The organism is Bradyrhizobium tropiciagri (genome assembly GCF_018130545.1).
Lineage (GTDB): Bacteria > Pseudomonadota > Alphaproteobacteria > Rhizobiales > Xanthobacteraceae > Bradyrhizobium > Bradyrhizobium tropiciagri_A.
The window spans coordinates 88,377-100,632 of sequence record NZ_JAFCKF010000007.1; the positions used below are offsets into that span (position 1 = coordinate 88,377).

General features: G+C 57.6%; 10 protein-coding genes and 2 pseudogenes. 1 reads left to right on the forward strand and 11 read right to left on the reverse strand.

The genetic code is table 11. From position 1 onward, the window contains the following. Positions 1-177: 177 nt before the first annotated feature. The gene (locus tag JQ616_RS28455; protein WP_212020358.1) at positions 178-699 is read right to left on the reverse strand and encodes a MarR family winged helix-turn-helix transcriptional regulator; all 522 of its coding nucleotides are present in this window, start codon (positions 697-699) and stop codon (positions 178-180) included. A 174-nt stretch (positions 700-873) separates the two neighbouring features. Between JQ616_RS28455 and JQ616_RS28460 the strand changes: the two genes are divergently transcribed. Continuing rightward, positions 874-2,451 carry a carotenoid oxygenase family protein gene (locus tag JQ616_RS28460; protein ID WP_212020360.1) on the forward strand — a complete coding sequence of 526 codons (1,578 nt, stop codon included), beginning with the start codon at positions 874-876 and terminating at the stop codon, positions 2,449-2,451. Between the two features lie 83 nt (positions 2,452-2,534). Here the strand turns inward: JQ616_RS28460 and JQ616_RS28465 are convergent, their stop codons facing one another. The 10 genes and pseudogenes from JQ616_RS28465 to JQ616_RS28510 form a co-directional block, all read right to left on the reverse strand. Further along, on the reverse strand, positions 2,535-2,978 hold the full coding sequence (locus JQ616_RS28465) for an SRPBCC family protein (protein WP_212020362.1): 444 nt from the start codon (positions 2,976-2,978) through the stop codon (positions 2,535-2,537). Positions 2,979-3,100: 122 nt separating this feature from the next. After that, positions 3,101-3,946 carry a 3-oxoadipate enol-lactonase gene (pcaD, locus tag JQ616_RS28470; protein WP_212020364.1) on the reverse strand — a complete coding sequence of 282 codons (846 nt, stop codon included), beginning with the start codon at positions 3,944-3,946 and terminating at the stop codon, positions 3,101-3,103. A gap of 5 nt (positions 3,947-3,951) precedes the next feature. Next, on the reverse strand, positions 3,952-5,346 hold the full coding sequence (locus JQ616_RS28475; protein ID WP_283812678.1) for an AMP-binding protein: 1,395 nt from the start codon (positions 5,344-5,346) through the stop codon (positions 3,952-3,954). 376 nt (positions 5,347-5,722) lie between these two features. Further along, on the reverse strand, positions 5,723-6,382 hold the full coding sequence (locus JQ616_RS28480) for a TetR/AcrR family transcriptional regulator (protein ID WP_212020368.1): 660 nt from the start codon (positions 6,380-6,382) through the stop codon (positions 5,723-5,725). 78 nt (positions 6,383-6,460) lie between these two features. Further along, a complete protein-coding gene (locus tag JQ616_RS28485; RefSeq protein ID WP_212020370.1) occupies positions 6,461-6,880 on the reverse strand; it encodes a Zn-ribbon domain-containing OB-fold protein in 420 nt (139 codons plus the stop codon). 80 nt (positions 6,881-6,960) lie between these two features. Further along, entirely contained in the window at positions 6,961-8,049 is a 1,089-nt protein-coding gene (locus JQ616_RS28490) for a thiolase family protein (RefSeq protein ID WP_249137380.1), read from the reverse strand. A 175-nt stretch (positions 8,050-8,224) separates the two neighbouring features. Next, positions 8,225-8,853: pseudogene (locus JQ616_RS28495) on the reverse strand (enoyl-CoA hydratase/isomerase family protein). Between the two features lie 47 nt (positions 8,854-8,900). Further along, a pseudogene (locus JQ616_RS39920) lies at positions 8,901-10,126 on the reverse strand (ABC transporter substrate-binding protein). 205 nt (positions 10,127-10,331) lie between these two features. Then, positions 10,332-11,234, reverse strand: coding sequence for a DMT family transporter (locus JQ616_RS28505; protein WP_433996015.1), 903 nt, complete (start codon positions 11,232-11,234; stop codon positions 10,332-10,334). Positions 11,235-11,286: 52 nt separating this feature from the next. Continuing rightward, entirely contained in the window at positions 11,287-12,204 is a 918-nt protein-coding gene (locus tag JQ616_RS28510; RefSeq protein WP_212020374.1) for a DMT family transporter, read from the reverse strand. Positions 12,205-12,256 lie beyond the last annotated feature (52 nt).

A 12,256-nucleotide genomic window follows, 5' to 3' on the forward strand; every position in this document is an offset into this window, starting at 1 on the left:
CCCTCAAGATGAACGTAGACAGCGAGGCGCCCCAGCCGATCTCCCGTCTGCAAATGGAGGCATGCACTCGGAATTAGACTGGTCCGACAGACCGCGGCAACCTCCCGAATTTTAGCGCGCGGCTGCTTTCCATCGCCGAAGAATCGCGCCATCCGGTTCTGTAACGGCTCTGGCTCATCACCCGTCGTTTTGAGATCCAAGAAGCGTGCGGGTGAGCTTGTCGAGTAGCCGCGCGAGGGTCTCCTGTTCCTGGCCGGTGAGGCCGTCAAACGCCAGGAGATCATGTCGGACGGCGACGCGTTCGATCTTCCTGAACATGTCGCGCCCCCGCTCGGTGAGCTTAATCCTGGAAGCGCGGCTATCGTGGAGATCTTCGCTCCGCACGACAAAACCGCGCTGCTCGAGATTGCGAACGGCGCGCGCGACCGTGTTTTTTGGACGGCCGGTGTGGCGCACGATATCCTGGCTCGTCCGGCATTCGCGACAGGCCACATAGACAATTGAAGCCGCCTCGTCCCTCAGCAACTCATACCGAAACAACAGTTCGGCATAATAGGCCGCGCTGAAGAGGTTGCTGACGACCGACAGCCTTAAGCCCATCCAACTAAGCTCGGGTTTTGCTGTCTCCGTCTTGTGGCGGTCGAAAAGCGAAGGCTCCCGCCGCCGCTCGGCAGCTTCTGAGACGATCTTCCCACGCATCAGCGGATATCCTTCAATGGAACAAACTTCCAGCTGCGGCACCAAGGCCGTTGCCGCACTAGATATCACGGGACCCTTTGTACGCAACGAACGTCCCGCTTGCAAGATGGTGCCATTTGGTACTATCTAGACCGCGGGTTAATGGCTGTGCGGCCGGAAGGGAGAAGTTTTCGGATGCCAATCGGGAGCGAATACGACCAGGTGCTCGGCGAAAAAGACGATCGCATCGCCGCAGCCCTAGATGCTGGAAATCACAACAAGACATCGGTCTACAACGTTCGAGGTTATCAGCCTGTCAATGCGGAACTGTCGCAGGTCCCCGTGCGAGTTACCGGTACAATTCCCGCCGATCTCGAGGGTGTCTATCTGCGCAATGGCACGAATATGCAGTTTGAGAAGACGCATATCTGGATGCACGCATTTAATGGTGCCGGCATGTTGCACGAGGTACAAATCCGCAACGGGAGCGCAATCTATTCGAATACGTATATCCGGACGCCCCGCTTCCAATTCGAAGAAAAGATGAAACGTGAGGTGTATCTCAACTTCTCCGATATGGCGGGCGCCGGCCGCCAGGGTTTAGAAAAACTAAGGCTGGTCGAAGAGAAGAAGCGAAACGGCCTCATTCCGAATTTTTCTCCGCTGGAATCGTCACCGGCGTCGACCTCCATTCAGTATTATGCCGGCCATCTCTATTGTCTGCAGGAAACGGGCTACGCTTTCCGATTGCTCCATCGCGTGCGCGATGGGCGCCTGTTGCTCGACGGCTCTGGCCATCTCGAGACTTGGGATGGCGCCTGGGATGGACCTTTCTCGGCTCACCCCCGCGTGGATCCGGAGACAGGGGACTTTTACAGCGTGAGCAACGATCGACTTACAAACCGGATCGTGTTGGGGCGCCTGAGCGGAGGCAAGCCCACGAAGTGTCAGACCATCTACCAGCAGACGGACGAAACAGGCAGCATGGCCTGGGTTCACGACTGCATCCTGACGGAAAACTATGTCGTATTCCCGGACATTTCGATGCGGTATTCAAGAGCAGCTCTCGCCGGAAATACCAAGAGTGCCTACAATTTTGATCCGAACTACAAGATGCGCTGGGGATTGATCCCGCGCGACCCGCAGCCTGGCGATAGTGTGCGCTGGTTCGACACCAATACGGCCGCTGTTATTTGGCATGTTGTCAACGGTTGGGAGCAGACCGGACCGGATGGCAGGAAGCAGATCGTGCTGTTCTCGCCCAAATTTCACACGTACCCCTCAGAAGTCCCGATTCACACGCCTCTAGAACCTCCGGCAAAGCTTACGAAGTGGGTGCTCGACGTTGGGACTGGCACGGTCATCGAGGAGCGAGTCCTTCTTGAGCACGGCTACGAACGCCCAAGTCTGAACCTCCAATATGTGAGCAAAAAGAGCCGCTACGCTTATCTCCTGGACGAAGAGCGAGAGGGTTACATGGGCAAAGGCGTGCTCAAGTACGACCTCGAAAAAGAAAAAGAAGTCTTCTATTTCGATTATGGCGAGTACTCTGGCGGTGAAGCCCTTTTCGTCCCGCGAACGAACTGCAAGGGCGAAGACGACGGCTATCTCCTTGAACTTCTGATGGCGGATAGCAAAGCCGAACTGATTATCATTGATGCAAAATCGATGACCGAATGCGCGAGGCTCCATCTACCTCAGCGTGTGCCGTTCGGCGTGCATGCCTGCTGGCTAGACAATGAGAAGTTGAGAAGCCTCAAGGATACGGCGTAGGACGCTGTTGGGGCATCCTAAGCCAGGAGCAGCGGCGATGACTGGTCATCGCACCGCTCAATTCGTCCGTTCACACACCAAGTTCACTTCATCGCTTCTGTCAGTTTTGCGAAGAATTCGTCGGCCAATTTCTTGGCAGTGCCATTGATCAGGCGTTGCCCCAGCTGCGCGAGCTTGCCGCCAATCTGGGCTTCTATGTTGTAGCTCAGGAGCGTTCCGCCGTCCCTGTCGAACAATGCAACGGTCGCATCGCCTTTGGCAAATCCCGCGAGGCCGCCCTGCCCCGCGCCAGAAATCTTGTAACTGTTTGGCGGATCTAGGTCGCACAGAGCCACCCTGCCTTTGAAGCGCGCGGAAATCGGACCTACCTTCATTCTGGCAACGGCCTCAAAGGTATTGTCTTCTGTCATATTCAATTCCTCGCAACCCGGGATACAGGCCCGCAAGACGGCCGGATCGTTGAGCCTTGCCCAGACCACTTCGCGGGATGACGGAAGCTGCACTTCGCCGGTCATCGTTATTGACATAAGCTGGAATCCTCAATCAGCGACCGCGCTCGGCGGTAAGTTGCAACGGCGGGCCGACCATCGTCGACTAAGCACCCGGATTGGCCAAATAGGAACGCGGATACCCCAAGGGGCGACCCGCACTAATTCCTTTGGCCATTGAGTTTTTCCCGATGCGGTTGGCGAGGCACACTTGTAACGCGCTCTATGAATTCGCGTACGGCGATAGAAAATCCCTCGCAGGTTTCGATTGCGGAAATGTGCGCGGAATCGAGTGTTACCAGGTCGGCGTTTGGAATCGCGGCGACAATCTCCGATGCGCGCACTGGGGGTGTTGAGGGATCGTACTCGCCGCAGATCACGCGGACGGGTATTGAGATCTTAGGCAGAATTTGTATGAGATCTGTCGTTGCCAGGATGTCGCAGCAACGAGCATAGCCTTCCGCAGACGTCTCAATAAACGCATCCGCAATCTCAGCCACTCTTTCCGGACGCCGGACCTGAAAGTCTTTGGTGAACCACCGATCGATAGTGGGGCCGACCAATTCTTGTAGGCCGCGGTCTCGTGCTGTTCGCGCCCGGTCCTGCCACATACTGGCCGGCGGGAAATTAGGCGCCGTGTTTGCAAGAATTAGCCCATCGAACCTTTCGGGGAACATCGCGCCGAGCCATTGCCCAGTGAGACCACCGAGAGATACACCACAAAACACGGCGCGTGGAATCTCGAATGCGTCCAGAATGTCGATAACGTCGCAGCCGAGCTCCTCGATCGTAGGCGGCCTCCCACCCAAATCGGACTTCCCGTGCCCTCGGCTGTCATACCGGAGGATACGCACGTCGGCTGACATACCCGCAATGACTTCATCCCACATCCCCAGGTTCGCCCCAAGAGAATTGCTCAGGACGAGGACGGGATTTTCGGATGGTGGTGCAGCTTCGACCTCGAGTGCCACACCCGCTTCGACTTCAACTCGGTGAGAGTCTTTCAATGCCCCTACTCCGTCTTTCCGCTGATCGGTGCTTCGAATTCCTTTCGCAGCGCAACGAAGAAACGCCAGATCAAATGTTTTGAAACGCCACCAAGGATACGCTGACCCACTCCTGCAACGAGCCCGCCGATCTCACCGCTGCCCTTGTAAACGAGACGTGCCCTCTTAGGCTGCACAAGGGCAACCACCTCTTCATTGCCGGACACCTCGTGGCCAACTACCGCCGCCTGCGCAATTCCAGGATACTGAGAGGTTATCGACCCGACTTCCGCAGGATAAACGTTGAAGCCACTACAGATGATGAGATCCCTCAGGCGGCCGATGATAAAGAGCTGACCGTCTGGACCAATCCGCGCGATATCGCCGGTAGCGAGCCAGCCGCCTTCCCGCAAGGCTGCCTGCGCCGCGACCTCGTTACGGTAGTACCCGAGCATGAGGGAAGGACTTCTTACCCAAAGCTCTCCCTTTTCTTCAGCAGAGACATCGTTGCCGTCCTCGCCAAGGAGCCGAACTACGACGCCCGGCTGGAGCTCGCCAACCTCGTTCGTCTCGACGCGCCCTGCTGATCGGGCAATGGGATTGCATTCGGTCATACCATGGGAATTGCCCATTCCGACACCGAACGCCTCTTCGACCTGCGCTTTGAGTGCCAGATTGAGGGGAGCGCAAGCAGTGGCTACGAAAGGCGGCCTACGCGAACGAAGGGACAACCGCTCCCGATCCGCATATTCTAGAATGCGGGAGAACAGGGTTGGAACCGCCGTGACCGCAGTGATGCGCTCATCCCTCAGAGCCTCGACGAAATGTTGCGGTGTAAATCGCGTTACCAACTCGACACTGGCGCCAGCCCAGAATGCTGTCATCAGGACTGTACCCAAGCCGATTGCGTGACTGAGCGGTGATGCGTTGTAAAACGCATCGTCACTGGTGACTTTGCGTAGCTCAGCCATGTTGGCGCCCGTGTACAGTAATGCCTGATGGCTGACCATGACGCCCTTCGGTCCGCCGGTTGTCCCTGAGATGAAGACCAAAACGGCGGTCTGCCGGGTCTTGTCGGGAAATACGGGTTCAGCTTTTGTCGTCTTGTCGAGTTTGCTGACGGCGACGCGACCCAATATTGAAATATCTCGGTCAATATCGTCGGCCGAGGCGTGTAAAATTGCAGCCTCAGAATCGTGGATGCAGTAAAATGCACGCCGGCAAGTGCTGAAGAGACGAATGGTTCCGACTTCGCGAACTGACATTCGCGCGTTGACCGGCACAGCCCAGGCGTCGAGTTTGTTGATGCCAGCACGAGCGGCACAATTTGAAGCCCGTTCTCTGCGACGAGAAGAACGCGATCTCCGGCACGGACGTCCAAGGCTTGTAGTTTCGCGACGGCATCCTGCGTAGCGTGCCATAACTGGCCGTAACTCAAGGACCGCGTTCCAGAGCGCAAAGCCAAGCCGTATGGATCTCTCAAAGCCCTGCCGTACACGACCTGACTGAACCGATCAGGAAGCCTCTCCAACAAGGACGTTGCATCGCCCCCGCTCATCGCGTCGCGATGACCATCCAGCTCTCGACGAGAAGCTCTCGCAATCACTTGTCCACCCATTTTCCAAGCTTCGGCGGCGCATCGGTGGCGCGCAATTGTCTCGGAAGCAAAATTGCGCACAGATGTGCGCATATTTTCCTGTATCGCACAAGTGTGCGATTTTTGTTGTTTGAGAAGACAGCTATGCGTTCTCGTGCGGAGGACCGCGCGAGACTGGACCGATTTGCGAGAATCGGGCGTTAATGGCCAGTCGCTGGAGATCGAGCCGGTTTTCGTGCGCTCTTGGCGGCGAGGCGTTCGAAGCGGCCCGTCAGGATCGCTCTCGCCTCCGCGCGGGTGGTGAGAGTTGGTGACTGGATCTGGCGGATCACAAGGCCTTGGGCGATCAGCAGGAGTTCGTTCGCCTCGGCTTCGGGATCAATATCAGGATTAACTTCGCCGGACAAAACGGCCTTTTTCAGGAGTTCGCCCCAAAACCGCAGCTGCCGCTCGTACCGGGTATTCTGATGCTGACGCATCTCTTCGTCCCGCGTGCTGTGGGCGGTATAGTTGATCCAGAAGCGCCAGAACCGGTCACGCGACGATCGGAATACGTATCCCATCGCCAGCTGCTGCAGCTGCGAAAACGGCGAGCCCTCATAGACCTTCCAGTCCTCCGGCAGCTCGTAGGCGGCCTCGAGCGCGAGGATTAGGAGATTATGCTTGTTCTTGAAATGGTAGTTGATCGTTCCCGTGCTGATGCCGGCAGCTTCCGCAATCTGTCGCATGGTGATGCCATCGACGCCCGATTCCGACACCGCCTCGTAGACGACCCCAAGCAACTCCTTGCGCCGTTGCAGCGTCTTCGGACGGGAGGATTCCTCGCTGCCGAGCGAAGGTCTCTTTTTAGTGCGTGCCAAGCCGAATCCGTGTGTCTGCCTCTACGGTGCATCTTACATGCGAATTTGCGCTTGTCAGCGGACATTTGCAGACCGCAGTCACGTGGGCTCAAACACGGGTACGTTGAAATCATCGCTGAGCTTTTCCCAGGCAAGCCGCACGGGGAGGCCCTCCCGAAATTTCGACGCATCGCAGTTGATCAAATTGACGAGCATCCGAACGCCCTCTTGGAGGTCGACCAAGGCACAGACGTAAGGTACTCGGTCCTCATGGTCCGGCCATGGCACCAGCGTATTGGTCCATGTGTAAAGGATGCCTTTGCCCGAAGCCTCGCGCCATTCGAGGTTGCGCTTACCCGAGTAGATGCTAACTGGGCGGGGAAACCATTGGTAGCGATTACTATCCTTGCAATACTGCAGCATGAGCCTGCGCTGCTTGGCCGCCTCCCAGAACGGACTGGTATTCATGTAGATGTCCGGGCGCGGGAGCGGCCTTGGTGTTTTCTTTGCCTCGCGCATGTCACTTCTCCAGGATCATGACGTTGGATACGCCCCAGTTGCGCGCATATGGAATGACCCCGATGCCGGTAACCATCGCATTACTCACGTTCTCGACCTGACGTCCGCCGGCCTCGCCAAACAAACTGACGTACAGCCTCCACCAGATTGATGCCACCGCCAGCAAGACCAGGCTGGCCGGCGGAGATTCGACCTCCACTAGTGTCCAGGGGCAGAGTGCCCTTGTAGGTCATATCAGTGTTCAGAATGAAGTTCGAACCCTCGCCGCGACCGCAAAACCCGATTTGCTCCAGCTGGATCAGGATCGCGATCAGGAAGTCGTCGTATGGGGTGAAGAGTTTGATGTCCTTCGGCGCCAACCCTGCCTGCCGCAACGCCTTGGGACCTGCCACCGAGAAGCCGGTCTCGGTAATGTCGGAGACCGCCTTGTCACCGTTGAAGTTTGTAATCTCGCCGTAGCCGGTCGGATATACCATCTTCTTCATGCCGAGACGCTTCGCATTCTCAGCCGATGTCACGAGCACGCCGCTGGCGCCGTCGCAGACCATAACGCTGTCAAGCATCCTCAACGGCTCGGACACATACTTGGACTTCAGATACTCCTGTTCGGTGATCGGCGTCTTCAGCTTTGCACAAGCGTTAGGACTCATCAGCGCGTGGTTGCGCTGCGTCACGGCGAGTTTGGCATGCGCCTCGTCCTTCAAGCCGTATTGCAGGCGATACCGTTGGCTGAACAATCCGAACACACCGATCGGCCCGCGCAGTCCAGTTTGATACTGAAATTCCCACCGTTGCACTCCTTGCTCAGTCGGCGGATAGCTCGATTGCGCATCGGAAGCCAGCACCAGCACGATCTTGCACAGACCGTCGCGGATTGCCGAGGCTGCGCGCGCGATGCCAGCAATCGTCGAAGCTCCGCCAAGTCCGTTCACCTGTGTCCAGGTCGGAACTAGGCCGAGCATTTCAGCCATGAACACCGGCCAGAACGGGTTCGACGTCTCGCTCATGGTCTCAGAGACGCAGATGCCGTCGATCTCGCTCTTGGCGACGCCAGTGGAATCGAGAATCTGCTCGAAGACCTCACCCGCCAAATCGTAGGAGCTGCGCCCGCTACGCAGTTCGACCTTGGTTTCGCCGTAGCCGACAATTGCGATGTCGCGTTTTCCCATGATTTCTGCCCTGCTCAGTTTCCTTTGAACTGCGGTGCTCGCTTCTCGCGAAACGCGGCCAATCCTTCGTTACGGTCCTACGAGAAGCTTAGCGCGAAGAATGCATCCGCCTCCAAAGACATTCTCTCGGACAAGCTGGTGTCGTAGCCGCGTTCGATCGCAGCCTTGGTGAGCATTATCGACTGCGCCCCTGCTCGCCGATAGCGCGCAGCAATTCACGCGCCTTCTCGACCGCCTGCCCCTTGGCAACTACATGGTTGACGATGCGGAGCTGGCGCGCCTCCTCCGCCTTTTGTCGACGGCCGGTCCAGATCAGGTCCTTGGCCAGAGGCTTGCCTACGACGCGCGGCAATGTCTGGGTGCCAGCTCCTCCCGGCATCAGACCGAGTTTCGCCTCCGGTAGGCCGAATTGCGCAGTCTCACCCGCGGTGATGAATCGCAGAGCAACGCTATTTCGAAGCCGCCGCCCAGCGCGTAGCCTTCGACCGCGGCGATCACAGACTTAGTGAATTCCGGCAGCACGCGAAAGGGCTGGTTGACTTTGCGCGAGCGCTTACGTCGCCGCCACAGCTCGAACGCCCGGTCAGGCTCGTTCTTTTGCTCGCTGGTATCGACGCCGGTGCAGAAGGCCTTCTCGCTGCCCGTAATGATCGGACCACGGAGTTCAGCCGCGTTCTCGACTTGATTCATGACATCGAGACTTTCCGACGCGGTTTGCTCGCGTATCGCGTTCAATTTGCCGGGTCGATTAATCGCAACCTCGATCCAACCATCCTGCCGGTCGACCTTGATATCCTCGAGCATACTTGCCTGCCTTCCACTTCGATTGCGAAGAAATAGCGCAACGCCGGTTATCGCTGAAACTCGCCGCTGAGCACCTCACCGAAGAGGCTCCAGTGTTCACCTTCGAACCGCATCAGCTGCAGCTGTTCGATAGGGGCATGGCCATCGGGGCCGGTATTGACCTTGATTCCCGGCAGCAGGCTGCCCTGCTCAAGATTTCTTAAGCTTGCAGCCTGCTTCATCAGATTGTCGCGGGTCATTTCATCACCACAACGGCACAAGACCTCCGCCATCGTCAGGCCGATGTTGTAACCGGTCATTGCGGAGCTGTCGCCCCGGCTCACCTCGGGCAGATATTTGGCGAGGAATTGATGATAAGCCATCATTCCCGGATCGCTGTCCCACCTTGGCTCGGTTGGGTCCTTCACGTAGGCAGCAGAAATGACACCTTGCGCATTTTCGAGTCCCGCGGGCCGGATCACATTGGCGCCATTGAGATGCTAACGTTGGACACGAATTGGAGGGGCTCCAGTTTAGCTCAGAGGCCTTCTTGATCGCCTGCGCCGCAAACTTCGGTGTTGAACAATTGACGAAGATATCTGCACCTAACGACTTCATCTTGGCGATGCTCAATCGTCGGCTGGGTTACCTCGTAAGGTTCTTCGGCGACGACCATGGAGACTCGTCCGTCAAGACCGTCGTGCAGCCCCCTTAGATAGTCTTTCCCGAGGTCGTTGTTTCGGTAGAGCACTGCGATCTCGCCATTCGGCCGCAGACTTAGAATGTATTTTGCGTAGATGCTCGCTTCGGCCCGGTAACTGGGCAGATATCCGATGGTCCAGGGAAAATGCTTCGGATCATTCCATCGCGTTGCGCCGCTGACGAGGAAGAGATGGGGCACCTTCCTCGCGTTTAGATATTTCTGGGTTGCGCCGTTCGGAGCTGTTCCCAGGACCGCGAACATAGCCAACATTTCGTCATTCTCGACGAGCTTACGCGCCTGCTCCACCGTCTTGGCTGGATTGTATCCGTCGTCATACGAAATGTACTTGATCCTGCGCCCGTTTATTCCTCCCTATTCGTTAAACATACGGAAGAAGGCGGCCTGCACTTTTCCAACGCTGGCGAAGGCGGAAGCGGGACCGCTATAGGGCACGATATTGCCGAGCTTAATTTCGGCATCGCCGACACCGACATCGTGCTTCCGCTGAGTGTCAGCCGATTGAGCCTGAGCACAGAACGCGACACCTAGGGAGGCAAGCAGAAGGGAGCGCCCCGATACGCGATCAGCCAACACAAGCCTCCCATACGTGAACTATAGGACAAGCTGCGAATAGGCATTGAGGCGGGCCGGGCGCGACAAACATCGCGCACTACCATGCCATCTACGTCAATAGCGCAAGTTGCACATGTGTACAATTATAAATTTGCACATTTGTGCGAGTTTGTCGCCATGCAGTTTTTTGCAGTTTGGGGGAGCTAGTCTGCTCCGCGTTTTTCTAACCCAACCGCGCCAAAAAGATGCCGGCAATGACGACTATTCCTCCAATGATTTGACCAGTCGATAAGGGCTCCGCTAGGAGGGCCCACGCCAGAATGGCGGCCACCACCGGCTGGATCAGAAGTGTAAGCGATGAGAACGTCGCCGGCAGCCAAGCGAGCGCATAGGTAATCAGGCTCTGGCCACCTGCGTGACTAATCCAGGCAAGACCAAGCACGATGACCCAGCCGGCGAGTGTCCACGGCACGATCGTGGGATCGACGACCAAGGCGAGCGCCAGCGTGCACAGCGCCGCGGAGGTCGTGCTCCAAAGCATGATCGTGGTCGTCGCGTAGATTTCCCGCGCGCGACCAAGCAACAGGATGTAGCCGGCATAAAGAGCTGCCGCCGACAAAGCCACCGCGTCCCCTCTAAAATCTCCGCCCCCGATTGCGGCCGGCCCGCCTTTCAAAACAACGATGCCGACGATTGACAGGGCGAGCCCGGTCAGAAAAGTGGTGCCTATTTTCTGACGTAGCACCAGCCAACTGAACAACGTCACGAATATCGGCGTCATATTTACGAGCAAGGTCGAGTTCGCGACAGAAGTCATGTGAAGCGAAATGTGCCAGGTCGCAAGTTCGGCCGCGAGGAACACGCCCGGCAGCGTCACGGTGACATATTCGCCCAGCCGACGTGGTATCTTCGTGGACGTGTCGCTCGCCTTGGCACGGCTGAACAATACCAGCAGCGGAATGAGCGCCAGGGCCAGCCGCCAGAAGGCCGTCGAGACGGCGCTCACTTCGGAGACACGGACGAAGATGGGCGAGCAACCAATGGCTGCCCCGCCGAGGACGAGGGCCGGCAGAGCCCTACGGTGGCCGCTGGACGATGATGATGCGGATACGGTCGATGTGGTCACCATTATCACTTTCTAGATTGCTTCGCCCGGGATTAAGCCGATGGAGCGCCGCTCACGATGAGGCGGGCTCCTCTGCCGGCTCCTTCCCGAGCCCCTTTAGGATATGCGGGACAACCGTCATGCCGGAGGCAGCGAGAAGGATCGCTGCAGTCCCAACTAGTTGCAGCGGCTGAAGGCGGTGATTAAGGGCGATGTAGTCGACCACAATTGCCGCGACCGGGTAGATGAACGAAAGCGCGCCGATGACATGCGTCTGGAGCTTCTGATAAGCGCTATAGAGGAGCACGTAGACCACCCCGGTGCCCACAACGCCGAAGATCGCGATCAGCGTCCAGGCATGCGCGCTTGCCGGTGGATTGGCGAAATTGGCGAACGGCAGGAGCACCACCGCCCCGATCGTGATCTGAATGAGCGCGATCAGGTGGGGACGAACCCCTTTCAATTTCATCGTCAGGATCGCGACCAGGGCGTAGCAGAAGGCCGCACCGAAGGACATTAAAACACCGGTCAGATAGTCGGAGCCGCCCTTGTCGCCGCCGGGCTTGCCTTGAACGATCAAAATCATGCCGACGAATGCGATGACCAGCCACGCCATGTGGCCGAACGTGACTTTTTCTTTGAATAGTAGGGCCCCGAGGCCAACCAGAATAAAGGGCTGGGTGTGGTAGACAGCGGTTGCAATCGAAATCGACGCTCGCGATAAGGATCCGAACAACAACAGCCAGCCCGTTGTTAGGACGACGCCAGCGAGCGCGGCGATACCGGCCTGGCGCAGCGAGATCGCACCTCGGCGCAACAATCCCAACGCCCAGCAGGCGACGAGAAGCGTGATCGCCCCGAGCAGGCAACGCCAGAAAATAACGTCGAGCACAGGCACACCGGACGCGACGACGAGCCAACCGGCGGTTCCGAAGATCAATTGCGCGGCAATCATTTCGACGATCCCGCGCCAATACTGCGTGTTTGTCATTGTATCTTTCCATCGATACGCGCTGGCCTTAGCCAGCGCGGCAAAAAAACGA